Origin of the sequence: Phytobacter diazotrophicus (assembly GCF_052061655.1) — a bacterium.
In the GTDB taxonomy this organism is placed as follows: domain Bacteria; phylum Pseudomonadota; class Gammaproteobacteria; order Enterobacterales; family Enterobacteriaceae; genus Phytobacter; species Phytobacter diazotrophicus.
Genome location: NZ_CM125428.1, coordinates 3407791 through 3432666, shown reverse-complemented (window position 1 = coordinate 3432666; position 24876 = coordinate 3407791). Strand labels below are relative to the sequence as shown.

Annotated in this window: 25 protein-coding genes; 14 read left to right on the top strand and 11 right to left on the bottom strand. The window is 51.7% G+C overall.

The window, feature by feature from the left end; all coding sequences use genetic code 11:
- Positions 1 to 39: 39 nt before the first annotated feature.
- Positions 40 to 1218, bottom strand: coding sequence for a formate-dependent phosphoribosylglycinamide formyltransferase (gene purT, locus ACS0RQ_RS16685; RefSeq protein WP_271850977.1), 1179 nt, complete (start codon positions 1216 to 1218; stop codon positions 40 to 42).
- 133 nt (positions 1219 to 1351) lie between these two features.
- Here purT and ACS0RQ_RS16680 point away from each other — a divergent pair, with 133 nt between their 5' ends.
- From ACS0RQ_RS16680 to ptrB, 4 genes are all read left to right on the top strand, one after another.
- Positions 1352 to 1693 (top strand): YebG family protein, encoded by a 342-nt coding sequence (locus ACS0RQ_RS16680; RefSeq protein WP_271850976.1) that lies wholly within the window; start codon positions 1352 to 1354, stop codon positions 1691 to 1693.
- A 65-nt stretch (positions 1694 to 1758) separates the two neighbouring features.
- Positions 1759 to 2106 (top strand): protein YebF, encoded by a 348-nt coding sequence (gene yebF / locus ACS0RQ_RS16675; protein ID WP_271850975.1) that lies wholly within the window; start codon positions 1759 to 1761, stop codon positions 2104 to 2106.
- Between the two features lie 96 nt (positions 2107 to 2202).
- Positions 2203 to 2862, top strand: coding sequence for a tellurite resistance TerB family protein (locus tag ACS0RQ_RS16670; RefSeq protein WP_271850974.1), 660 nt, complete (start codon positions 2203 to 2205; stop codon positions 2860 to 2862).
- A 78-nt stretch (positions 2863 to 2940) separates the two neighbouring features.
- On the top strand, positions 2941 to 5001 hold the full coding sequence (gene ptrB / locus ACS0RQ_RS16665) for an oligopeptidase B (protein WP_271850973.1): 2061 nt from the start codon (positions 2941 to 2943) through the stop codon (positions 4999 to 5001).
- Here the strand turns inward: ptrB and exoX are convergent.
- Both exoX and ACS0RQ_RS16655 read right to left on the bottom strand, forming a co-directional pair.
- Complete coding sequence (gene exoX, locus ACS0RQ_RS16660) at positions 4998 to 5675, bottom strand: exodeoxyribonuclease X (RefSeq protein WP_271850972.1); 678 nt, start codon at positions 5673 to 5675, stop codon at positions 4998 to 5000. The two genes, ptrB and exoX, sit on opposite strands and share 4 nt — an antisense overlap.
- On the bottom strand, positions 5672 to 5902 hold the full coding sequence (locus tag ACS0RQ_RS16655) for a DNA polymerase III subunit theta (RefSeq protein ID WP_271850971.1): 231 nt from the start codon (positions 5900 to 5902) through the stop codon (positions 5672 to 5674). Before ACS0RQ_RS16655 ends, exoX begins: the two co-directional genes overlap by 4 nt.
- 137 nt (positions 5903 to 6039) lie before the next feature.
- Here ACS0RQ_RS16655 and yobA point away from each other — a divergent pair, with 137 nt between their 5' ends.
- From yobA to ACS0RQ_RS16635, 4 genes are all read left to right on the top strand, one after another.
- On the top strand, positions 6040 to 6414 hold the full coding sequence (gene yobA / locus ACS0RQ_RS16650; RefSeq protein WP_271850970.1) for a CopC domain-containing protein YobA: 375 nt from the start codon (positions 6040 to 6042) through the stop codon (positions 6412 to 6414).
- A 1-nt stretch (position 6415) separates the two neighbouring features.
- On the top strand, positions 6416 to 7285 hold the full coding sequence (gene copD, locus ACS0RQ_RS16645; RefSeq protein ID WP_271850969.1) for a copper homeostasis membrane protein CopD: 870 nt from the start codon (positions 6416 to 6418) through the stop codon (positions 7283 to 7285).
- A 13-nt stretch (positions 7286 to 7298) separates the two neighbouring features.
- Complete coding sequence (locus ACS0RQ_RS16640; protein WP_271850968.1) at positions 7299 to 7640, top strand: YebY family protein; 342 nt, start codon at positions 7299 to 7301, stop codon at positions 7638 to 7640.
- A gap of 1353 nt (positions 7641 to 8993) precedes the next feature.
- Positions 8994 to 9212: a hypothetical protein gene (locus ACS0RQ_RS16635; RefSeq protein WP_039078747.1), complete on the top strand. Its 219-nt coding sequence runs from the start codon at positions 8994 to 8996 to the stop codon at positions 9210 to 9212.
- 604 nt (positions 9213 to 9816) lie between these two features.
- On the opposite strand, the gene ACS0RQ_RS16630 is transcribed toward ACS0RQ_RS16635, so the two are convergent.
- Complete coding sequence (locus ACS0RQ_RS16630; RefSeq protein WP_071195201.1) at positions 9817 to 10761, bottom strand: VirK/YbjX family protein; 945 nt, start codon at positions 10759 to 10761, stop codon at positions 9817 to 9819.
- A gap of 171 nt (positions 10762 to 10932) precedes the next feature.
- On the opposite strand from ACS0RQ_RS16630, the gene pphA reads away from it, so the two are divergent.
- The gene (gene pphA, locus ACS0RQ_RS16625) at positions 10933 to 11577 is read left to right on the top strand and encodes a protein-serine/threonine phosphatase (protein ID WP_271850967.1); all 645 of its coding nucleotides are present in this window, start codon (positions 10933 to 10935) and stop codon (positions 11575 to 11577) included.
- Here the strand turns inward: pphA and ACS0RQ_RS16620 are convergent, their stop codons facing one another.
- The 5 genes from ACS0RQ_RS16620 to yebS all read right to left on the bottom strand — a co-directional run bounded on the left by ACS0RQ_RS16620 (position 11578) and on the right by yebS (position 17631).
- Positions 11578 to 11769: a YdfD/YebW family protein gene (locus ACS0RQ_RS16620; protein WP_271850966.1), complete on the bottom strand. Its 192-nt coding sequence runs from the start codon at positions 11767 to 11769 to the stop codon at positions 11578 to 11580.
- Positions 11770 to 11873: 104 nt separating this feature from the next.
- Positions 11874 to 12113, bottom strand: a complete 240-nt coding sequence (locus ACS0RQ_RS16615; RefSeq protein ID WP_039078750.1) for a YebV family protein — start codon at positions 12111 to 12113, stop codon at positions 11874 to 11876.
- 114 nt (positions 12114 to 12227) lie between these two features.
- Positions 12228 to 13667: a 16S rRNA (cytosine(1407)-C(5))-methyltransferase RsmF gene (gene rsmF, locus ACS0RQ_RS16610; RefSeq protein ID WP_334634196.1), complete on the bottom strand. Its 1440-nt coding sequence runs from the start codon at positions 13665 to 13667 to the stop codon at positions 12228 to 12230.
- 78 nt (positions 13668 to 13745) lie between these two features.
- Complete coding sequence (locus ACS0RQ_RS16605) at positions 13746 to 16379, bottom strand: PqiB family protein (RefSeq protein WP_271850964.1); 2634 nt, start codon at positions 16377 to 16379, stop codon at positions 13746 to 13748.
- On the bottom strand, positions 16348 to 17631 hold the full coding sequence (yebS, locus tag ACS0RQ_RS16600; RefSeq protein ID WP_271850986.1) for a membrane integrity lipid transport subunit YebS: 1284 nt from the start codon (positions 17629 to 17631) through the stop codon (positions 16348 to 16350). Before yebS ends, ACS0RQ_RS16605 begins: the two co-directional genes overlap by 32 nt.
- Positions 17632 to 17764: 133 nt before the next feature.
- Between yebS and ACS0RQ_RS16595 the strand changes: the two genes are divergently transcribed.
- The 4 genes from ACS0RQ_RS16595 (at position 17765) to htpX (ending at position 22189) form a co-directional block, all read left to right on the top strand.
- Entirely contained in the window at positions 17765 to 18262 is a 498-nt protein-coding gene (locus ACS0RQ_RS16595) for a free L-methionine (R)-S-oxide reductase MsrC (RefSeq protein WP_039078753.1), read from the top strand.
- Positions 18263 to 18359: 97 nt separating this feature from the next.
- Positions 18360 to 19046 (top strand): RNA chaperone ProQ, encoded by a 687-nt coding sequence (gene proQ, locus ACS0RQ_RS16590; RefSeq protein ID WP_039078754.1) that lies wholly within the window; start codon positions 18360 to 18362, stop codon positions 19044 to 19046.
- Positions 19047 to 19065: 19 nt separating this feature from the next.
- Entirely contained in the window at positions 19066 to 21114 is a 2049-nt protein-coding gene (gene prc, locus ACS0RQ_RS16585) for a carboxy terminal-processing peptidase (protein ID WP_039078755.1), read from the top strand.
- A 193-nt stretch (positions 21115 to 21307) separates the two neighbouring features.
- Positions 21308 to 22189 carry a protease HtpX gene (gene htpX, locus ACS0RQ_RS16580; protein WP_271850963.1) on the top strand — a complete coding sequence of 294 codons (882 nt, stop codon included), beginning with the start codon at positions 21308 to 21310 and terminating at the stop codon, positions 22187 to 22189.
- 45 nt (positions 22190 to 22234) lie between these two features.
- On the opposite strand, the gene ACS0RQ_RS16575 is transcribed toward htpX, so the two are convergent.
- On the bottom strand, positions 22235 to 23605 hold the full coding sequence (locus ACS0RQ_RS16575; RefSeq protein ID WP_271850962.1) for an MFS transporter: 1371 nt from the start codon (positions 23603 to 23605) through the stop codon (positions 22235 to 22237).
- 177 nt (positions 23606 to 23782) lie between these two features.
- On the opposite strand from ACS0RQ_RS16575, the gene kdgR reads away from it, so the two are divergent.
- Positions 23783 to 24574 carry a DNA-binding transcriptional regulator KdgR gene (gene kdgR / locus ACS0RQ_RS16570; RefSeq protein WP_039079539.1) on the top strand — a complete coding sequence of 264 codons (792 nt, stop codon included), beginning with the start codon at positions 23783 to 23785 and terminating at the stop codon, positions 24572 to 24574.
- 33 nt (positions 24575 to 24607) lie between these two features.
- Here kdgR and ACS0RQ_RS16565 read toward each other — a convergent pair whose 3' ends face one another.
- Positions 24608 to 24847: a YobH family protein gene (locus tag ACS0RQ_RS16565; RefSeq protein ID WP_039079538.1), complete on the bottom strand. Its 240-nt coding sequence runs from the start codon at positions 24845 to 24847 to the stop codon at positions 24608 to 24610.
- Positions 24848 to 24876 lie beyond the last annotated feature (29 nt).

Sequence of the window (24876 nt, the reverse complement as noted above, 5' to 3'; positions counted from 1 at the left end):
AAGCGTCACTGCTACCGGGCTTTTTTTGCATGGCCTAATTTAACCCGCCACTTTCACTGCTGCCGCTGCGGCTTTTGCACGTTCAACAGCTTCTTCAACGGTATCTGCCGTTGCCAGCGCAACGCCTAAACGACGCGTACCGTCGATTTCGGGCTTGCCAAACAGACGGAGCTGCAGGCCCGCACCAACGGCATTTTGCACGTTATCAAACGTGACGTTCTGGCTTTTCAGCTCGGGCAAGATCACCGCCGATGCCGACGGTCCGTACTGGCGGATTTGCCCAATGGGCAGACCGAGGAAGGCGCGAACATGCAGGGCGAATTCTGAAACATCCTGAGAAATCAGCGTGACCATGCCTGTATCGTGCGGACGCGGAGAGACTTCGCTAAAGACCACCTCATCGCCGCAGACGAACAATTCGACACCAAACAGCCCATAGCCCCCGAGAGCCAGTACCACTTTACTGGCGATCTCTTTAGCACGTTCCAGCGCAAGGTCGGTCATTGATTGTGGCTGCCAGGATTCACGATAGTCGCCATCTTCCTGGCGATGACCGACTGGCGCACAGAAATGCACGCCATCTGAGGCGCTAATGGTCAAGAGGGTGATTTCAAAATCAAAATTCACCACACCTTCAACGATAACGCGACCGGCACCTGCGCGCCCGCCTTGTTGCGCATACGCCCAGGCTTTCGCCAGTTGCTCTGCGCTGCGAATGAAACTCTGGCCCTTACCGGAAGAACTCATTACGGGTTTCACGATGCAGGGCAGACCGATCTCATCAACGGCCTGACGGAATGCCTCTTCACTGTCGGCAAAGCGGTAGCTTGATGTAGGAAGGGCAAGTTCTTCGGCTGCCAGACGACGGATACCTTCACGGTTCATGGTCAATTTGGTTGCCCGTGCACAGGGCACAACATGCTGCCCCTGAGCTTCCAGCTCCAGCAGTGTATCGGTGGCAATCGCTTCGATTTCCGGCACGATAAAATGCGGTTTTTCCAGCGCGACCAGCGCTTTTAACGCCTCACCATCAAGCATATTAATAACATGTGAGCGGTGGGCCACATGCATTGCGGGCGCGTCGGCATAACGGTCTACGGCAATGACTTCAATGCCCAGACGCTGGCATTCAATCGCCACTTCTTTGCCTAATTCCCCTGAACCCAATAACATTACGCGAGTCGCCGCCGGACGCAGCGCAGTACCTAATAGAGTCATAGTAAGTCGACCTTCTTAAAAAAATCTGGCGGCAGTATATACGAAAACGTTTGCGTCTGTCTTTTACGACTTGCGCTCTGATAAATGGCGCAGTACTATACTGTATATAAATACAGTTAAAAGGGGCTGCATCATGGCGGTTGAAGTCAAGTATGTTGTGATTCGTGAAGGTGAGGAAAAAATGTCTTTTGCCAGCAAAAAGGAAGCTGACGCTTACGATAAAATGCTCGACCTGGCCGAGGTACTTGAAGGCTGGCTGGGCGAAGCGCCAGTGACGCTTGAAGAAGGCCAGCGCGATCAAATGGCGCTCTGGCTGGCTGAACAAAAAGATGTGCTCAGCCATATCCTGAAGTCCGGTAAGCTACCAGGTTCGGATACCCAGGAAAGCGTACCAGAAGTGGCTCAGGATGACGCAGAAATTGAGTCATCAGACGCGGTTGATATTAAGTCAAAAGCGAAACGCTCTGCCGCCTGATCCCGGCTTGCACTGCCAGTAATTTGTACCATGCTTTGATTGGGCTCTGTGCACAGGAGAAAAGCATGAAAATAGCAGGAATGTTGCTGGGTACAATATTACTGGCGGGCAGCGTAGTCGCGTCGGCTGCCACTGCCAAATCGGTGAAATTTCCCTCTTGCGAAGGCATGAACGCCGAAGGGATCGCTGCGAGCGTCAAACGCGATTATTTGCAAAACCGCATCGTACGCTGGGCTGATGACCAAAAAAAACTTGGCCAGGCGGATCCCGTTGCCTGGGTTACGCCGAAAGACATTCGGGGTAAGAACGATCAATGGGATGTTCCCTTGACGGTTCGCGGCAAGAGTACAGACATTCACTATCTCGTCAAAATCGATTGTAAAGCAGGAAAAGCGGAGTATCAGCCTCGTTAAGGCTGCTACCTTTTCTCATCTTTTGCTGTTTTAGACATTTCCTGACACCCCCTCGCTTAGGCTTCTCGTTTACGAAACGATTAAGTGAGGGGAATCATGTCAAACTGGTTAAACCAATTACAGTCTCTTCTTGGCCAACAAGGCCAGTCATCGTCTTCCTCCGGCGGGCAGGACCTCGGCAAATTACTCGTGCCCGGTGCTTTAGGAGGGCTTGCCGGTTTGCTGGTCGCCAGCAAATCCTCTCGCAAATTACTGACCAAATACGGTACCAGTGCGCTGCTTGTTGGCGGCGGGGCCGTGGCGGGTACCGTGCTGTGGAATAAGTACAAAGATAAAGTGCGTACTGCCCATCAGGGGGAAGCACAGTTTGGTCAACAGAGTTCGTCTATTGATGCGCGCACGGAACGTCTGATTCTGGCCCTGGTGTTTGCCGCGAAGAGCGATGGACATATTGATGACAGAGAACGTGCCGCTATCGAACAACACCTGAGCGAGGCTGGTATTGAGGAACAGGGGAGAGCGCTGATTACGAGAGCGATCGAACAACCGCTGGATCCGCACCGGCTTGCATCAGGCATCAAAAATGAGGAAGAGGCGCTGGAAGTCTACTTCCTGAGCTGTGCTGCGATAGATATCGACCACTTTATGGAGCGCAGCTATCTGGGTGCTTTAGGTGATGCGCTTAAGATCCCCCAGGAGGTTCGGGACGGTATCGAAGAAGACCTTCGACAACAAAAAAAGAGGCTCATCGACTAACGCTACTTTCTCGTTTCGCTTGCATCACGCGCGGCTTTTGCCAACCTTATAGTGTGTTAAACAAATAAGAACAGAGCTATGCCGCCGAAAGCAAAACAAATTCCCCACGCTATGACAGTTCATGGCGATACACGACTGGACAACTATTACTGGCTGCGCGACGACACCCGTTCGCAGCCAGACGTACTTGAGTACCTGCAAGCTGAAAACGAGTACGGCCGCTGTATTATGGCTTCTCAGCAGGCGCTACAGGATAGTCTGCTGCAAGAGATCATTTCGCGTATTCCGCAGCGCGAGGTTTCAGCGCCCTACGTTAAGAATGGCTATCGCTATCGCCACATCTTTGAGCCGGGGTGTGAGTATCCCATTTACCAACGCCAGTCAGCGCTGTCTGCTGAATGGGATGAGTGGCAGGTGCTGCTGGACGCGAATCAGCGCGCTTCGCATAGCGAATTTTATACCCTCGGTGGGATTGCCATCTCGCCGGATAATACGCTTATGGCCATTTCCGAGGATTACCTGTCGCGCCGCCAGTATGGGGTACGCTTTCGTAACCTGGAAACCGGCAACTGGTATCCGGAGATGCTCGACAATGTCTCACCGGGGTGTGTCTGGGTTAACGATTCAGAGACCCTTTATTATGTGCGTAAGCATGCCACGACTTTGTTGCCTTACCAGGTCTGGCGTCACACCGTCGGAACGCCCTCAACGCAAGATGAACTGATTTACGAAGAGGCGGACGACACTTTTTACGTCAGCCTGAGCAAAACCAGCTCCCAACACTACATCATTATTCATCTTGCGAGTGCGACGACCAGTGAGGTATTGCTGCTGGATGCTGAATTGCCGGATGCACAGCCGCTCTGTTTTTTACCGCGTCGTAAGGATCACGATTACAGCCTCGATCATTTTCAGCACTCGTTCTATTTGCGTTCAAACCGCGATGGCAAAAATTTCGGCTTGTATCGCACCAAAGTGCGCGATGAAAGACGCTGGGAGGTACTGATTCCTGCCAGAGATAATGTCATGCTGGAAGGATTCACCCTGTTTACCGACTGGCTGGTGGTTGAGGAAAGACAGCGTGGTCTCACCAGTCTGCGGCAGATCAACCGCAAGACGCGAGAAGTCACCGGAATCGCGTTTGACGATCCGGCATATGTTACCTGGCTTGCTTATAACCCGGAGCCGGAGACCTCGCGGCTGCGCTATGGCTATTCCTCCATGACGACGCCCGATACCTTGTTTGAACTCGACATGGATACCGGCGAGCGCCGGGTGATCAAACAGACGGAAGTGGCCGGGTTTGATGCCAGTGACTACCGTAGCGAGCATTTGTGGATCCGCGCGCGGGATGGCGTGGAAGTGCCGGTATCGCTGGTCTACAACCACAAACACTTCCGCAAAGGGGAAAATCCGTTATTGGTCTATGGCTACGGATCCTACGGCGCCAGCATGGATGCCGATTTCAGCAGTAGCCGGTTAAGTTTGCTCGATCGTGGTTTTGTCTATGCCATTGCCCACATTCGTGGCGGCGGGGAACTGGGGCAGCAGTGGTATGAGGACGGTAAATTCCTGAACAAAAGAAATACTTTCAACGATTTTATCGATGTCACGGATGGGCTGTTAGCACTGGAGTACGGCTCTCCGCTTTTCTGCTACGCCATGGGCGGCAGTGCAGGGGGGTTGTTGATGGGGGCCGTCATCAATGAGCGTCCGTCACTGTTTCACGGCGTCATCGCTCAGGTACCGTTTGTGGATACGCTCACTACGATGCTGGATGAATCCATCCCTCTGACCACCGGTGAGTTTGAAGAGTGGGGGAACCCGCAGGATGAGACCTACTATCACTACATCAAACGCTATAGTCCGTACGATAATGTCGGTGCCCATGAGTATCCCCATATGCTGGTTACCACGGGGCTGCATGACTCTCAGGTGCAATACTGGGAACCTGCCAAATGGGTCGCGAAACTGCGAGAATTTAAAACGGACAATAATCTGCTGCTGCTTTGTACCGATATGGATTCCGGTCACGGCGGCAAATCAGGCCGTTTCAAATCCTACGAGGGCGTGGCGCTGGAGTTCGCTTTCCTGGTCGCGCTGGCGCAAGGCACGCTCCCGGGCAAAAAAGCGGATTAATGATCGTCGAGATAATGCTTTAACGTCAGCCGTAGTTCCGGACTCATTCGGTCCAGATTGTTGAACAACCAGCGCAGGTAACCGGGGTCGCGCTCTGCGACTTCGGCAACGGCTTTACCCCGATATTTACCGAAGGTGAAGGTTGTCAGCAGAGCGGGTCTGCCGGTAACCGTTGCCATTTGGTCCGGGGTCCAGCCTGATGTGTTGATAATGTCAATCAGCAAGGCCGCGGTGATATAGCAATCATAAAGCGCACGGTGATGATGCAATCCGGCAGGCGTCTGCACGCTAAGTTTGCGTGATTTATACAAAGCCATATTGCTGTATTTAATGCCGGGCCAGAGCCGACGCGCCAGCTTCATCGTACAAATCCATTCACCGGGCATTTCGGGTAAGACGCGCCTGTCGAAGCTGGCATTATGGGCGACATACCAGTGACTGCCGTAGTAGTGGGGAATAATCTCTTCTATCCACGGTTGATTTGCCACCATGGATTCCGTTATCCGATGGATAGCCATCGCCTGCGGACTGATAGGGCGATCCGGGCGCACGAGATGGCTCATTGGATTAATAATCTGCCCGTTCACCACATCCACGGACGCAATCTCGACAATCCCGCCCTGCAAATCGCAGGTTTCAGTATCGATGACGCGAAGTACGGTTTCGGCGGTCATTTGCTTTTCGGCTCGTAAGGCAGACGAGACAGATTGACGGACGCCAGGCGGTGAGCAATAAGCCGTTCACGAAACCAGTTGCGCAGGTGTTCTGGCTGATCGCGCTCTACCACCTCAGCGACAACTGGCATGTTATAGCGCTCTTTAAAAGCTACACCGGCCGCCGCCAAATCGACGTTGACTTTGTCCATCTCTTCCTGTGAAAGACGGGCCAGATTGGTATTCATGCGTTTCTCCTGGGTTTATGCCGCAAAAGTTACTAAGCCTGTTGCAGAAAGACAAGTCTGCCGATGATGATACTCGACGAGACCATTATACAGAGTTATTCTCGTCGCTTTAAACATAACAAAAAGGAATGCCAGACATGTTATTCACCGCATCCCACCTGACACGCGCGTTGGTTTTTGCCGCGACTCTCGCCACTACGCCTGCCGTTTTCGCACATGCTCATCTGAAAAACCAGTACCCGGCAGCAAATGCCGAGGTGACGGCCGCCCCGCAGGCGTTAACCCTAAATTTCTCAGAGGGTATTGAACCCAAATTTAGCGGTGTCACCCTGACGGGGGCGCAGCAACAGAGCATTAAGACAGGTGCGGTCAAACGTAACGAACAGGACAAGACACAAATGATCGTTCCGCTGGAGCAGGCGCTGCAACCGGGCAATTATACCGTTGACTGGCACGTCGTCTCGGTCGATGGCCACAAAACCCGCGGTACCTATACTTTTTCAGTGAAATAAGATGCTAACGGCGGGCTATATTGGGTTGCGCGGCATCCATTTTGCCGCCGTGATGCTGCTTTTCGGCTGCGCGCTCTTTATTAGTCGGCTGGCGCCTCGCCATCTGCAACCTGTTATGGTAACGCGTTTTACATTATTAACGCGTATCTGCCTTTGCATGAGCGTGTTGAGTGCCGTCTTCATGTTTACCCTGCAGGGCGGGATCATGGGTGATGGCTGGACAGATGTTTTCAGTCCGCAAACCTGGCTGCTGCTTACCGGCACACAGTTTGGCAGTATCTGGCTATGGCAGATTATCATTGCCGTTATGACGATGCTTGTCGGTTACCTGCATCCACAACAGCAGGGACGGTTGATGTTGCTGGCAGGCGCGCAACTGATCCTGATGGCAGGCGTTGGTCATGCCGCCATGCACGATGGCATGAGGGGCATATTACAACGTACAAACCACGCTTTTCATTTGCTGTGTGCCGCGGCCTGGTTTGGCGGATTATTGCCAGTGATATTTTGTATGCGATTAAGCCAGGCCCGCAGGCGAGAGCATGCCGTTATGGCGATGATGCGTTTTTCACGCTATGGGCATGTCGCTGTCGCAGGTGTGCTTGCCACAGGTATTATCAATACCCTGTTGATTCAGGGCAGCATTTGGTCCACGCAGACAAACTATGGCCGCATGCTCTTGATCAAATGTGCGCTGGTGGCGCTAATGGTGGCAATAGCGTTAGCGAACAGGTATGTTCTGGTGCCACGCTTAGGCCTGAAAAACTCACAGGTACGACATTTCCTGATTTGGATGACATGGACCGAAGTGGTCCTGGGCGCGCTAGTGCTGGCGGCGGTCAGCCTGTTCGCAACCTGGGAACCCTTCTGATTAACCGGGCGAAATGATGAAAAAAACCATACTGACGATGCTTTTACTGGCATGTTCCGCTGGCGCCTTTGCCGCGCCGTCGGTGATTACTGTAAGCCGCTTTGAAGTGGGTAAGGACAAATGGGCATTTAATCGCGAAGAGGTAATGCTCACCTGCCGACCCGACCATGCGCTTTATGCCATCAATCCCAGCACACTGGTGCAATACCCGCTGAATGACGAGGCGCAAAAGCAGGTGGCAAGCGGTAAAACAACCGCGCAGCCTGTCAGCGTTATCCAAATTGACGACCCGGCCAGACCCGGTGAAAAGATGAGTCTTGAGCCCTTTATTGCCCGAGCGGAAAAGCTCTGTTAATAAACGAAAGTATCTGACTGATTCTACATAAAAAACCGCAAGTCTGATTCTTCAGAACTTGCGGTTTTAACATTTTTAAGCGTGACGATAACCGAATTTTTCAGACCGGATTTGCCGCAAACTGGAAAACCTGGCGTCGTCATCTATTCTTAAAGTGCATGGCGACTTAGCCTGCATTAATGCCAACTTTTAGCGCACGGCTCTCTCCCAAGAGCCATTTCCCTGGACCGAATACAGGAATCGTATTCGGTCTTTTTTTGGCTCTTAGTTTCCCAAAGGAGCCAAATCAGGGCTTACAGTAAACAGACAAAATTTCCTGCATACGGTCTAAACCATAACATACTCTGCACCGCGAGCGTCCAGGTATTTTTAGGGGCATTTTTAAATTCTTGTAGCCAGGAGACGTTGCGAGAAATTCCCGTCTCGCTCCCTTACGATTGATCAGCAGCGCCATTCCTGTAGGTTGAGACGTTCTGCTATGGGGCTCGACTTAGCCGTCTGGCATGATAAGCGCGGCTTCAATGATGTGGTGATGATTCGAAATCTGGTAAGTCGTGCCGCAGGTGACCCTAAGGGGTGTGATTTTTTTAGGGAGGGATTTGCAAAAGATCCAAAAAATCAGCAGACGAAGTACTGATGACAGGATTTTGCGATAGTGAAATTGATTTTACAAAACCAGTATCATTCTCTGAGACGTCGAAACATGTATCCGATGGGCATTCTTATGTCTGTGATGTTATCTCAGGATAGACGAACCCTGGATGAAGCATAGACGTAAGATTCATTACTGCAGAAGCCTATCAGCTGGTTATTGGCTTCAAATACTCACGCCTACCCATTGCATATAGCGGTAACGATCCGTTCACGATTGATGAATATCATCGACAGATCGAGACCTTTAATAAGCTCAACAGCGAAATTTGTAAATAAAAATCCCTCAGGAGAGGGAAATCCGCTCTTCTCCTGAGGGAAGCAATTGCTTGAAAGCTAATAAATTCTTCGTTACGACCCTTAGTTTGCTAATTATAAAGAATATATGCTTTGAGAATCGTCCTGGTTTTCATTAAGCAACTATTAGCCAGCTATAGTCATTGCATCCATGCTTCATTATTATTCCCTGGTAAGCTTCATTCACCGCTCTGTCCGAGCGGTTTTTTTTTGCCTGAACAAGCGTTAGACAGCAGGCCTGGCTGGCAAAGTCTCGAAGTGAAATGGGTGAGCGGCGAGCGGGTTACCGTAATGGCGTCGCCGCTTTCTCCTTCAACCTTGTCATGACGCCTGAACATAACAAGAGACGATGACCGAAAGGCTGTGCTAATGTCGTATGCAATTTAAACAACTGAGGATAACGACATGAGCAAAGATGTTGTGGTAATACTCCCCGGTGGAAAGGTCGATCACATCTCGGTGGCGGACGACCTAAAGAAGGTCAGCTACAGAAATGATCAGCGCTCCTTCCTTGATATGCCGATCGAAACGTATGTGCTGGATGGCAAAGAGTTCCTGATAGCCAAGTTTTCTGAATTAGTCACTACGCGTGAAACTGAACAGGCCATTCGTCAGTTTTATTAACCTGCCACCAACAACTGGATTAAACCGTGGTCTGTGCGGGAAATGATTTTCCCGTGGTCTGCAGATGGCGCATAAATGATTTTGCACGTGTTACAAAGGCCTCACGTCGAGGCCTCGCATCAGGAGGCTTTTTTAGGCCATCTCCGTCTGACTGGAATACAGGCTTTTGCCGTGAGACGTGAGCCACACCCTGAACAAATTGCACCGTGAGGGTAATTTTTATCCGGGCAAAATTGCGTGAAAAAAAACGAGTTTCCTTTGCAGACAGGACAAACGAATTTTAAGGTTGGAATAGCCCCTCCGGGCCGTTAAATGGAAAAACCACAGTAGCATGAAAAAAAAGCCTTGAAAGATATATCGTTACGTTTTAGTCGTTTCATCTCTTTTTTTACTATACGGATGCGCTACATCAATTCGTGTGATCACCTGCTGCTCGGCAATATGTGCCAGAAAATAGCACGTTATTTGTTGAATGTTGGTGTGGGGATATTTAGTGAGTAATAGGAATAAAATAATAATTACTGGCAATGGAAATGAGAGTAAATAAGATATTGATACCAACAGTAATTAAAAAGAGCAGTGGTGATGCCACTGCCCTCAATATTTAGCGGAAAAAATCGGCCAGACTGCTATTCATATCGTCGAGTAACTGGAAGCGGCGGCGATATTCGGCACGTTTCTTACTTGGGATACTCTCAAGCGGTTTCCGTTCCAGCATTAATGGCAAACGCCAGCGCCAGGCATTATCTTTCTCACCATCAATAGATGCCCAGAACTCATCATAGCTGGCATGGAAATGGCGACCTTTGCTAAAGCGGTAACGCAACGCGCGAAAGACATGACCATCATCGCTAACGCCATAAACCGCGCTAATGCCGGTGTGCGCGCACATCTGCCACAGCACTTCAATCAGCAAACGTTTAGGGAAAATACCGTAGCAGGCACGTGTTGCCACTTTGATGACTTCATGGGAGATGTTTCTGCGGGGACCCTGCAGACCGCCAATCACTAAGGCACGCTGGCCTTTTTCCTCGATCACGCTGAATGTGGCGCTCGCCAGCAGGACATTGTTGCCGTCATACAGCCACAGGGTGCTTTCGCCTTCACGCTCTGCTTTATGGGCGCAGGAGGCAAAAACGTTAAATTCGGTATCATCTTTACCTTTGCATTGCAAGATGTGCTGATGGTTGACGGCGGTCATTGCATCGGCAGCCCTGGCTGACAGGCAACTGTCAACCCACTGATAGTGGCTAACAATCGCATCGGCACGCTTTGCCGCATTGAGCCCCAGCGTCAGATATTGACGATGCGATTTACTCGGCAGTGTCACCTGGGCATTCAGTAAACGCTCAAATCCCGGACGTTGCGATAATGCGCTCAGCATTTTTACCGTTGAAGACCAGAACAACAGCGAACGGAGCAGGAATTTAAGGCGATAATTTCGTTTAGTCCAGATAGGGCCAGGAACCAGACGTCCGGAGACCAGCTCGCGAATAATATGCTGATGGTGATTTTGCAGGTGTTTTTCTTGCAGACTGATATTAGACACGGTAGGACCCTCTGAATGTTCAATAGCTATTCTAGGGATTACGCCGTGGCAAATTAACCTGAACGCTGTGGTTTATTTCGGGTTCGTTTAACGAGGATTTAAGTTGCACCGAATGTGAACATGATTACGCAGAGTCAAGTCTCCTTTCTATACTAAAAATAAGGGGGAGTTATGTATCAACGTATCGATGGGAATACCTGGCGGCATATCTGGATCGTAGGTGATCTGCACGGCTGCCATCAGCGTCTGTTGTATGAACTGCGCGAGCGCCATTTTGATCCCTATAAGGATTTACTCATATGCGTTGGCGATTTAATTGATCGTGGGCCTGACAGTCTGCAGTGCCTGCAATTGCTTAAGCGGCCATGGTTTAAAACGGTCAGGGGAAACCATGAGCAGATGGCTATCGATGCGCTTAACGCGGGTGATATGACTCTCTGGTCATTCAATGGCGGCGCCTGGTTCAGTAACCTCAGCGAAAAGGAACAGCACAGGGCTTACGATACGCTACGGGAATGCGAGCAATTGCCTTACATTATTGAGCTCCACTGCGCCAGCGGGGTCAATATTATCGCCCATGCCGATTATCCGTCCGATCATTATGCGTGGCAAAAACCCGTAGACAAAGAATCGGTACTCTGGCGTCGTGAGCGTTTGAGTGAACATCTGGCGGGGAAGGGGAGAGCCATTGCCGGGGCAGACCACTTTTGGTTTGGCCATACGCCGCTTAAACATCGCGTAGATGCTACCAATCAGCATTACATTGATACCGGCGCTGTCTTCGGCGGTGAAATGACGTTAGTGCAGGTACAGTAGTTAAAAATCACTGTACTGCTGGGCAGGGCGCCAGAAGCCGTCAATAAAATCTTCTACCGGATAGCATCCGCCATAGCGCAGACGTTGTACTTCCATAGCGACAAGACACTGTTGTTCGGTATTAAAGACATCCACAACGATGTCCTCACACCCACCGTCCAGGTAGCAAACAAACAAGACCAGAGCGAACATTCCATCCTCGGTTCATTACAGCATGATGTAATTGTAGGGGATGATTGGAGGCAGGGGAAATGAGGCAGGTAAATAACCCGTCTCATGGACGGGTTCCCATTGAATCAGGCAAGACGCATGACCCAGGTATCAGATTTCTGATCGTAATGCTCGCGGTATAAAACTGAATGTTCGCCGTCAAGGATCGCCGGAATGCTGGTTTCCGCGTCCCAGGCGTCAAGCTGCATACATAAATCCGGGTCGGATTTACAAGGGATACGCAACGTTCGCTCACCCTGTTTTTCTCCTTGCAGCTCGGCATCATCGATTTCGAATGCGCCAATGCGCACGTTGGCTTTCGTCATAATGCTCTCCGTTGATGGTAGTCATGTGGTACGACCAGTGCAGCCGCCCAACATTCAGCCTGGTACAACACAGAGCAAGATGCCAGTCAGAAAATGCTGTTTTTTTGCTCGCCGTCACGTATTGCTGGCGAACAAACGGCCATCCCTTACCAGTTCGCGTGGATAGCTATTTTTAAGTCTGCTGCCCACTTTTTTCGCCAGACCCAGCGGTTGGCGCTGATAAGTCACGATAACATCGTCTTTTGCCGGAGGGGTTTCCGGATAAACATCGCGCCCGCGATACCACTCTTCCGCCTCCTGATGCGTGAGTTCAAAGGCGAGCGGGTTATCCACTCCCGCCAGGGCGATGACGGCCTCATGCTGCCAGCGATAACCTTTATTATGGCTTTCAGCGAGCTTGATACCAGGCCGTGAGAAGCGCACTTTGCCAATAAGCGGCTCGATGTGTGCCGGGAAGAGCCAAACCTCTTTATCCCGTTGCCACAGTACCAGGTCTTCGTGCCAGTGCAGGCCAACAGAGGCCGCTGCGTTAACCAATTGCGCCTCTTCCTTAGGCTTCATACGGGCAAACGGGAAGTTACCCACTTTGTAACCAGGGGAGGGCAGCGGTGCGATAGCCGCGGTTTTACGCAACCGTGCGACAAAGAACCCTTCGCAGTCATAAATTTGTGGGAAGACATGTAAAAAACCTTCCTCCGTCAGCGCTTGTTGCGCGCCCGCAAACAGCATATCAAGGGGCAAAAACTCCACTGCGTCAGGATATTGCGCTTTTAGCCAGTGACATATGGCTTCGTTCTCATCGCGATTTAGCGTACAGGTTGAATAGACCAGCGTGCCGCCCGGACGCAGAGCATGAAAAGCACTATCGATCAATTCGCGTTGGGTTGCGGCAATCTCAAGATTGCTGGCATGTGACCAGTTCTTTAATGCATCCGGATCCTTACGCACCACACCTTCGCCAGAACAGGGCGCATCAAGCAAAATGGCATCAAACATCTCTGGCAACGCGGGGCCGAAGACGCGGCCATCGAAATGGGTTAACGCGACATTAGATACACCGCAGCGGCTGATATTAGCGTGCAGTACTTTCACGCGGCTGGCGGAATACTCATTGGCGAGGATGGCGCCGCGATTGCCCATACGTGCGGCAATTTGGGTGGTTTTTGAACCTGGAGCCGCCGCAACATCCATGACTCGTTCGGGCATTTCGCCATCGGCAAACAGGGCGCTAACCGGCAGCATGGAACTGGCTTCCTGGATATAAAACAGGCCGCTTAAATGTTCTGCGGTGCTACCGAGCGGCAGCGCTTCTTCATCATCCCGCTCAATCCAGAACCCTTCGGCACACCACGGAATCGGCGTCAGTTGCCAGCCATAAGGTGCAATCAGCGTCAGAAAATCCTCAACGGCAATCTTGAGCGTATTAATTCTTATACTGCGTCGTAAAGGCCGCTGGCAGGCCGCGATAAATGCGTCGAAGGAGAGATGGGCTGGCAGTAAATCACGCATTTGTGCCAGAAATTCGTCAGGAAGATAAACAGCGTTTTGAGCCACAGGTTATACCAAGGAAAGCAGAGAGGGGCGCAGTGTAACATACTCGCTCCGGCGCGGGCACGCCGGAGCGGCAAGGCATTAGCGTGGCAGGGCGGTACCCCATTGACGCCACTCTTTAGGCTCGCTTTCCTGCAACAGGAAATGTTTGCCTGGTTGCGCCTGTGGTGCCAGTGGGATTCCCGGCGGCGTGGCAAAGGCCACTCCACCGCGAATAAACTGGTTAAAGGTACCGGTTTTCACCACGCCGCCGGTCAGGCCAAAGTCCAGCGAATAGCCGGAAGCCAGCCAGAAGACGGAATTATTTCGCACCAGGTGCTGATAACGTTTACTGATCCGCAACCCAACCATTACACGATCTGACAGGGAACCGAGCATCAGGCCTGTGACAGTACCCACTTCGATCCCACGGAACAGCACAGGCGTGCCAATATTCAGCGAACCGGCCTCCGGTGCTTCAACCACCACGTTCAAACCGTCCAGATAACGGGAGTCGGTGATGGTGGTCTCCTGAATTTCAAAATCGCGACGCGCCTCGCCGTGACCGGGTTCAACATTGATATAGGGTTGCAGGATCGTATCAAGATGCTCAACACCCGACGCAGAGATTTGCGGTGTGACAACAGAAAAACGGGTGCCGCCACGGGCAAAAGTCTGCACATATTCAGGGTAGAGTACCCCGGTTGCCTGGACTTCGCTTCTGTCAGCAATGAGCTGGAGATTCGAAATCTGTCCGATATCAATGCCCAGATAGCGAATCGGCATACCCGTAGCCAGTTTTCCGGCATCATAGGCGTGCAGGGTTATCTGACTTCCCACGGCGCGTGCGGCGGTCTCTGAGGCGTACAGAATACGTTTGTCGCCTTTACGGGCGCTGGCACTGGCGCCGCTGAGATTATCGAAACTGATGGCTCCTTTCAGAGCACGGGACAAGGGCGACGCCTGCACCGTCAGGCCGCTACCGTTCAACTGTACTTTCGCCCCGCCTTCGGCCCAAAAAACACTATTGCTGGTCAGCAGCGAACGATATTCCGGCTTGATATGTACCTCGATATCAAACGCATCGGCGCGGGGACGCACGGTAATGATCTCGCCGACTTCAAATTTACGGTAGAGCACCACCGAGCCTGCCTGCACATCCGGCAGAGTATCGGCGGTGAGCGTCAGGGTGGTTGTCGGCAGGTCGCTCAGGCTGTTTTCCAGGGCTTTATCGAGATTAGCGAACAAGGGATAGCTGGACTTCATCTCGCCTTTACTGCCGGGCAGAATGCGAATACCGCCGCTGAGCCATTCGTTGGCGCTGGCGGCGAGGAACTCCACGCCATCCAGCCCCATTTTGACGTCAATACGGCTGTTAACCACAAACTTGCTATCACCGTGCACCAGTTCGCGGTACTGCGGATCGATAGCCAGGGCAAACGAAACGCCTTTATTGGTTAAATTTCGCTCCAGCACCTGGCCGACTTGCACGCCATGTAAAATCAGCGGTTGTCCGGCGTCAATGCCATAGCTTTCCGGGGCGGTGAGCGTCAGGGTGATGACCCCGGGTTGCTGCAACAAATTTTTTGTCGCCGGAAGCACCACAAAGTGATTGCGGGGTTCACCTTCACCAGGTACCAGTTCCAGCGTAGTGCCTGTCAGCAGCGAACTGACATTGGGGTTATCAAGTGAAATTTTGGGGCTGCGCATTTCGATACGCGTATTGTCGCGCAGTAAATTAACGACGCCTGGATCCACCGTCATTTCACCGGTCACTGCGCCACCGGGGTTGAGATTGAGTTTGGTTAACTGACCCACCTGCAACCCCTGATACATCAGGGCAGTCGAGCCTGCTTTCAGCCCATCGCCGCCAGGGAGATCAAGCTTGATCAGAACGCCGCGTTGGCTATGGGCGAGATCTTCGTAAAGACCGTACTCATCATCCTGGGTCGCTGGCTGTGATGAGTCCGGAGAGTCGAATGCAATTGCGCCATTGACCAGCGCGGCGAGGCTTTCAAGCTCGACTTTTGCGCCACTCAGGCTAACATCCGCTTTGACACCGGAAATATTCCAGAAGCGGCTGCCTTTTTTCACCAGATTGGTAAACCGGCGCTCTATCAGCACATCAATAGTGACGCCTTGTTTGTTGTTATTGATGGAGTAATCGTAAACGCGCCCGACCGGAATTTTTCGAAAATAGACCAGCGACCCGCTGTTAAGCGAGCCCAGATCCGGGGCATGAAGATGAATCATCAGTTCGCCATTATTCAGGCGATATTTAGGCTGCGTGTCGAGGGCGGTGAAATGCTCTTGCGGCTCCCCTTTACCGGGCATCATGCCGATATAGTTACCCCCAACCAACGCATCCAGCCCGGAAACGCCCGCCAGCGAGGCTTTTGGCGTGACCAGCCAGAACTGCGTCTCACTGCGTAAGGCATCTTTCATATTGGCTTTGATGCTGGCGCGCACTTCGATTTTTTTCAGGTCTTCGCTCAGGCGTATATCCTGAACGGTGCCCACTTCAACACCCTGATAACGAATCGGCGTTCTGCCTGCGACGATACCGTCGGCAGACATAAAATCGATGGTGATGGTATTACCGCGATCTTTATAGCTTCCCCAAACCAGCCAGCCTGCAATGAGCAGCGCAATGACCGGCAGCAGCCAGAAAGGTGAAATGCGGCGTTTTGTTTTTATACGCGCCTCAGTCGGCGAAGCGGGGGTTTCCTGACTCATGTGCATCCCAAAGTAAGCGGCTGTCCAGCCATTCCACAGCAAGAATAGTCAATATTACGGCTGCGCCGAAATAAAACGCAGCCGGTCCCATGGTAAAAGCAAGTAACTGGTCGCGGTTAATCAGTGACATTGTCAGTGAGATGACAAACAGATCGAGCATGGACCAACGCCCAATCCAGGTCACAAAGCGCAGAAGCAGGATGCGTGTACGTAACCCCTGTTCAAATTTGAAGTGGATGCTAAGAAGCAGTGTAAACAGCACGATTACTTTGGTAAACGGCACCAGAATACTGGCGATAAACACGACGCCTGCAACGGCAACATTACTGTTTGCCAGTGACATAATGCCGGACAAAATCGTGTCTTCCTGTCGTGCCCCATTGACGTAAACCACCGAGATGGGAAGAAGATTAGCCGGAAACAGAAAAATTAACGACGCGATAAGCGCAGCCCAGCATTTTTGTACGCTCTGACGGCGGCGATAGCGCAGGGGGATATGGCAACGCGGGCAGCGACCACGCGCATCCGGAAAGCCGGTGAAGTGACATCCAAGGCAAATACGCAACTTTTCATCAGGACGATTTGCCGGTCGTTGCGGGTAGAAACGCTCCCAGAGCTGCTCCACGTTCAAGTGAATCAACGTCAGAATGCTTAAAATCACCAGAGCAACAAAAGCGATAAGGCCAACACCTGGTTGCAGAAAGGCATAGTCCTGCACTTTGATCGAGGCAACACCGATGCCCACCAGATAAATATCTAGCATGACCCATTCTTTTAGCCTTTCCAGCATTAGCAGAACCGGACGGAGGTTCATCCCCAGTATGTTACCGAACCATAAGTAGGCGATCGCGGCGACCAGCACCAGCGGCGCTCCCACGGTACAAAACAGCACCATCGCGGCCGTGAACGGATCGCCCTGCGCGGTCATCTGCCAGATCCCCTGGAGCAGATTAGCGTCGATGCGTATTCCCAGCAGGTAGAAGTGCAGCAACGGCTCGCTCCATGCGAATGGCATGAGCAGTATCATCGTCACGGCCATTGCGGCCAGGCGGGTTAATGACCAGTCGCGACCATCGCGAATTTTCGCATCACAACAGGGGCAGAATGCACTTTGGTGCGATTTCATGACCGGAAGGGCGAAAAGCGTATCGCATTGCGGACATCGCTGATAATGTGCGCGGGGCAAGGCGTCGCCGATGGCGTGGACGGCCATTTTTTTAGCAGGCGTTATCTGTCGGTTTTTCAGGGCCATTGCATGCATATGAATAAATCAGGAATAAATCTATCTTAACTCATGATGGGAACTTCTTGAGCATCAATGCATTTAATGCTTATTTTAATAGGCTACACTGCATGACCGAAGTAAGACATAAAGTGATTGGATAATGAACAAAATAGAATTTTACGCGGATTTAAACCGTGATTTTCAGGCGTTAATGGCAGGTGAAACCAGTTTCTTAGCGACACTCGCTAACACCAGCGCGCTGCTTTTTGAGCGACTGAGCGACGTGAACTGGGCCGGTTTCTATCTCCTTGAAGGGGATACGCTGGTATTGGGGCCGTTCCAGGGCAAGATTGCCTGCGTGCGTATTCCGGTTGGACGCGGCGTTTGCGGTACTGCTGTGGCACAAAATAGCGTGCAACGCGTGGAAGATGTTCATCAGTTCTCCGGGCATATTGCCTGTGATGCTGCCAGTAATGCCGAAATCGTACTGCCCATTACACTGAATAATCAGATTATTGGCGTACTTGATATCGATAGCGTCGCGTTCTCGCGCTTTACTGCAGAGGATGAACAAGGGTTGCGTGAGCTGGTTTCGCACCTGGAAAACACGCTTGTACAGACCGATTATAAAAAATTCTTTGCGAGCGTCGCAGGATAATCAACGGATAACGTAGCATTTACGGATAGCGTCATTATAATGACGCCTGTTCATGCCTGCGGCTTGTTGGCAACGTCCGTTGTAATCAGGAAATTTCATGGAAAATCAACCTAAGTTGAATAGCAGTAAAGAAGTTATCGCCTTTTTGTCCGAACGTTTTCCTCACTGTTTCAGTGCAGAAGGCGAAGCGCGTCCCCTGAAAATCGGTATTTTTCAGGATTTAGTAGCACGAGTTGAGGGCGAGATGAATCTCAGCAAAACTCAGCTTCGTTCCGCTTTACGTCTTTACACTTCAAGCTGGCGTTACCTGTACGGTATTAAAGCTGGTGCGACCCGTGTCGATCTCGACGGTAACCCGTGTGGCGTTCTGGATGAGCAACACGTTGAGCACGCCCGTAAACAGCTTGAAGAAGCCAAAGCTCGCGTTCAGGCGCAACGCGCTGAACAACAAGCGAAAAAACGCGAAGCCGCCATTGCAGCAGGTGAGACGGAAGAGGCTCCGCGTCGTGAGCGTAAACCTCGTCCGGCACCGCGCCGTAAGGAAAATAGCGAGCGTAAACCTCGTACTGACAAACCTGCCGCAAAACCCCAGCGTGCGCCACGAGAAGAACGTCATACGCCAGTTTCAGATTTATCTGCACTGACCGTAGGTCAAAACCTCAAGGTTAAAGCGGGTAATAATGCGATGGACGCCACCGTCCTGGAAATCACCAAAGATGGCGTTCGCGTACAGCTTACTTCGGGTATGTCGATGATTGTACGCGCAGAACATTTGATGTTCTGAAACGGAGGCCTGGCCTGGCATGAACACTTTGTTTAAGCGCACAGCGTTGGCTGGTCTGTTATTAGTAACAGGCCAGGTTTTCGCAGTGGAAGATATTACCCGTGCCGATCAAATTCCGGTGTTAAAGGAAGAGGCTCAGCACGCGACGGTGAGTGAACGTGTGACCTCGCGGTTTACCCGTTCTCACTACCGTCAATTCGATTTGGATCAAGCCTTTTCGGCAAAGATCTTCGATCGTTACCTCAATTTGCTGGACTACAGCCATAACGTGCTTCTGGCCAGCGATGTTGCACAATTCGCGCAGAAAAAAACGCAGTTAGGTGATGAACTCCGCACCGGCAAACTCGATGTTTTCTACGATCTCTACAATCTCGCGCAAAAACGCCGTTTCGAACGCTACCAGTACGCACTGAAAGTGCTGGAGCGCCCGATGGATTTCTCTGGCAACGACACTTTCAACCTTGACCGCAGCAAAGCGCCATGGCCGAAGGATGAGTCTGAGCTTAATGCTCTGTGGGACGGCAAGGTCAAATATGACGAGTTGAGTCTCAAACTCACTGGTAAAGATGATAAAGAGATCCGCGATACTCTGACGCGTCGTTATAAGTTTGCCATTCGCCGCCTGGTGCAAACCAACAGTGAAGATGTGTTCTCGCTGGCGATGACCTCGTTTGCCCGCGAAATTGATCCGCATACTAACTATCTGTCGCCACGCAATACGGAACAGTTCAACACTGAGATGAGCCTTTCTCTGGAAGGTATCGGTGCCGTTCTGCAAATGGATGACGACTACACGGTTATCAATTCGATGGTAGCGGGCGGTCCGGCGTCGAAGAGCAAAGCCATCAGCGTGGGCGATCGTATCGTTGGTGTTGGTCAGACGGGCCAGAATATGGTCGATGTCATTGGCTGGCGTCTCGATGACGTAGTTGCGCTGATCAAAGGTCCGAAAGGCAGCAAAGTTCGCCTCGAAATTCTGCCTGCGGGTAAAGGAACGAAGACGCGGATTGTAACGCTGACGCGTGAACGTATTCGTCTTGAAGACCGTGCAGTGAAAATGTCGGTGAAAACGGTCGGCAAAGAAAAAGTCGGCGTACTGGATATTCCTGGCTTCTATGTGGGTCTGACGGATGACGTCAAGGTTCAGTTGCAGAAGCTCGAAAAACAGAACGTTAGCAGCGTCGTGATTGATCTGCGCACCAACGGTGGCGGAGCATTAACGGAAGCGGTTTCCCTTTCCGGTCTGTTTATTCCGTCAGGTCCTGTGGTTCAGGTTCGCGACAATAATGGCAAAGTCCGTGAAGACAGCGATACCGATGGCGTGGTCTATTACAAAGGCCCGCTGGTGGTACTGGTCGACCGCTTCAGTGCCTCGGCATCTGAAATATTTGCTGCGGCGATGCAGGATTATGGTCGTGCGTTGATCGTGGGTGAGCCCACCTTCGGTAAAGGTACCGTTCAGCAGTATCGTTCGCTGAACCGTATTTACGACCAGATGTTGCGTCCGGAATGGCCTGCGCTGGGTTCAGTGCAGTACACGATCCAGAAATTCTATCGTGTCAATGGCGGCAGTACACAGCGTAAAGGCGTTACACCGGACATCATCATGCCGACGGGTACGCAAGTGACGGAAACGGGCGAGAAGTTTGAAGATAACGCCCTGCCGTGGGATAGTATCAATGCGGCTAACTTTACGAAGTATGGCGACATGAAGCCGTTTGGTCCGCAGCTGCTGCAGGAACATGATGAGCGTATCGCGAAAGACCCGGAATTCCAGTACATCATGAAGGACATTGCTCGCTTCAATGCCCTGAAAGATAAGAAGAATATCGTGTCACTGAACTATGCGCAGCGTGAAAAAGAGAACACCGAAGACGATGCTATTCGTCTCAGTCGCCTCAACGATCGCTTCAAACGTGAAGGCAAACCGCAGCTGAAGAAACTGGAAGATCTGCCGAAAGATTACCAGGAGCCGGATCCCTATCTTGATGAGACCGTCCATATCGCGCTGGACCTTGCCCATCTTGAAAAAGATTCCCCGGCGGCTGACCCCGCTCCCGCAAAATAACCCTCCAGCAGGCACAAGAAATTGTGCCTGTTTTTTTAACAAGCTCCACATGGCGTAAGCATTGTGCTACAAAATGTAAAGTTGTGTCTTTCTGGTCACTTACGGCTCTCTGATGCTTGAAAATAGCCGGATTAACCATACGATGTGGGTAATCGCATAGTGCGTTTTGTTAATTAGAGGTTAAAAGAAAATTATGATGCGTATCGCGCTCTTCCTGTTGACTAACCTTGCCGTCATGCTTGTCTTCGGCCTGGTGCTTAGCCTGACGGGCATTCAGTCGAGCAGCGTGCAGGGATTATTGATTATGGCGCTGCTGTTTGGTTTTGGCGGCTCTTTTGTTTCACTGCTGATGTCGAAATGGATGGCACTGAAGTCCGTAGGCGGTGAGGTTATTGAACAGCCGCGTAACGACATGGAACGCTGGCTGATGAATACCGTTGCTAATCAGGCTCGCCAGGCGGGTATCGCGATGCCGCAGGTGGCTATCTACCATGCGCCGGATATCAACGCATTTGCGACAGGTGCACGCCGTGACGCATCGCTGGTCGCTGTCAGTACCGGGCTTTTGCAGAATATGAGCCGTGATGAAGCCGAAGCGGTTATTGCCCACGAAATCAGCCATATTGCAAACGGCGACATGGTCACGATGACCCTGATTCAGGGGGTGGTGAACACCTTCGTTATCTTCATCTCGCGTATTCTAGCGCAGGTTGCATCAGGCTTTCTTAGCGGCAACCGCGATGAAGGCGAAGAGAGCAACGGTAACCCGTTGATCTACTTTGCGGTAGCGACTGTGCTGGAACTGGTTTTTGGTATTCTGGCCAGCATCATCACGATGTGGTTCTCGCGTCACCGTGAATTCCATGCCGATGCGGGTTCTGCAAAACTTGTTGGCCGTGAAAAAATGATTGCCGCTCTCCAGCGTCTGAAAACCAGCTACGAGCCGCAGGAAGCCAGCAGCATGATGGCATTTTGCATTAACGGTAAAGGCAAATCGTTAAGCGAGCTGTTTATGACTCACCCGCCGCTGGACAAGCGTATCGAAGCGCTGCGTAGCGGAGCTTATCTCAAATAAGGCGTACGCCTGAAATGAAAAAGCGCGTCATATGACGCGCTTTTTTTATGCCGTGCGCGGCTGCGTGATCCGCAAACCGCTGACAATAGCGGCGATGGTCGCCAGTATGCCTGCCAGCATGAGTGATGTATGCGTCCCGCTCTTATCAAACAGGTTGAAGAGTAACGCCACCAGTGCCGCCCCGGAACTCTGCCCTAACAGACGCGCGGTACCGAGCATGCCGCTGGCGCCACCGCTACGTTGACGCGGCGCGGAGCTGATAATCGTATGGTTATTGGGCGACTGGAACAGGCCAAATCCCGCCCCACAAAGGGCCATTCGCCAGATAATATCCGCATCGGCAGGGGTTGTGGGTAGCATCGCAAGCGCAAACAAGCCGCACGCCATCATGGCCAGCCCAAGCGCGCCCAATAATCCGGCATGGACACGTTCAATGAGATAACCCGCTAACGGTGCCATCACCATGGTCGCTAACGGCCACGGGGTTAACAGCAGACCGGTTTCCACTTCGCTGCGCCCAAGCACCGATTGCATAAAGAAGGGGAGGGAAACGAGGGCCAGCATTTGTGCGCAAAAAGAGCAGATTGACGTACAAATCGATAATGAGAACAGCGGGATACGCAACAGGTCGACGGGTAACAGAGGCACCGGCAAACGCAGTTGCCGACGTACAAAGAAGGTGCCAATCACCAGCATGGCGGCGATTTCAGTGAGCACCAGTGTGGTGGATTGCCCCTGGGCGAATCCACTCATCGCGGTTATCAGTAAACCAAACGTTAGCGCGTTCATCACTGCGCTTGGGAGATCGAATTTCGGCATCGCACTGCGTGAGCCATTGGCGGGCAAATAGCGCAGCGCCAGGACCAGCGAGAGTACTCCCAGTGGCACATTAATCAAAAACAGCCACTTCCAGGAGGCGACAGAGAGAATAGCTGCGGCAATCGTCGGGCCTGCTGCCGAGGAGACAGCAACCACGAATGAGTTGATTCCCATCCCGCGCCCCAGTTGACGCTGGGGGTAAATCAGGCGAATTAATGCAGTATTCACACTCATTAGCGCCGCGCCACCGAAACCTTGCGCGACACGAGCAAGCGTCAGCGTGAGTAACGAATCTGACAGCGCGCATAACAGGGACGTCAATGTAAAAAGCACCAGCCCGCACTGGTAGACGCGACGGTAGCCGAACATGTCGCCGAGGAACGATAACGTCAGCAGGGAGATGACAATCGCTATCTGATAGGCATTAACGACCCATATTGAGCTGGCCGCTGAGGCATGCAGATCCCGTGCAATAGTAGGCAGTGCAACGTTAGCAATAGCGCCGTCGAGTACGGCCATGGTAATGCCAATAACAATCGTTAAAATTGCCCCGTAGCGTTGTGGGACCGGTAAGCCGTCTGGTGTGGATTTATTCATGGGAAAAGCTGGGTTTTGCTTGTTCAATGATTTGTATAATGATTCTATCATCCGCATTTCGGTTTTATATCGCAGATTTGTAACGAAGTGACCAAACTCGGATTGCGACGGGCAGGCGAGAAATTTATAATAAAAAACTATTCTGATTTTTATAAAACACGGGCGATGAGGTGACTAATGGCTATTGCAGATTTGGATAAACAGCCAGACTCTGTGTCTTCTGTACTGAAGGTATTTGGCATTCTGCAGGCGCTTGGCGAAGAACGTGAGATCGGGATCACCGAACTTTCGCAGCGCGTCATGATGTCAAAAAGCACCGTATATCGCTTTTTGCAGACGATGAAATCACTGGGCTATGTTGCTCAGGAAGGGGAATCAGAGAAATACTCTCTCACCCTTAAACTGTTCGAACTCGGTGCACGGGCGCTGCAAAACGTAGACCTGATCCGCAGTGCTGATATTCAGATGCGTGAACTCTCTCGCCTGACCAAAGAGACTATCCACCTGGGCGCGCTGGATGAAGACAGCATTGTCTACATCCATAAAATCGACTCTATGTATAACCTGCGCATGTATTCACGCATTGGTCGCCGCAACCCGCTGTATAGCACCGCGATTGGTAAAGTATTGCTGGCGTGGCGTGACAAGGAAGAGGTTGTGCAGATCCTTGAAGGCGTAGAGTACAAACGCAGTACCGAGCGCACCATTACCAGTACCGAGGATTTATTACCGATGCTCGATATCGTCCGCCAGCAGGGTTATGGCGAAGATAATGAAGAGCAGGAAGAAGGGTTACGTTGCATCGGTGTGCCAGTCTTTGACCGTTTCGGCGTCGTCATTGCCGGGCTGAGTATCTCCTTCCCGACGCTGCGTTTCTCCGAGGAACGCCTGCATGAGTATGTCAGTATGCTTCACCATGCTGCGCGTAAGATTTCTGAACAGATGGGTTATAACGATTACCCGTTCTGAGTGTGAAAACGCCGCCTTGATGGCGGCGTTTGTTTATCCATTATCGACAACGGTTTCGCTTTTGCGCAGTACCGGACACTGTGTGAGTCCGATAATACCGCTGCTTGAGTGAACATATTGTGCCGTGCTGACGCCCCGAGCCGTCAGGTATTTACACTGCAATCCCAGACCTGCAGCATTTTCATGGCTGCCAATCAGCACGCCATATCCACTTAGCAAAATACCAACCCAGACCAGTGCCACGACAATAATTGCCCGAATAAGAGTGCGCATTTTCATTCCTTGCGTTTGGATACTGTTTT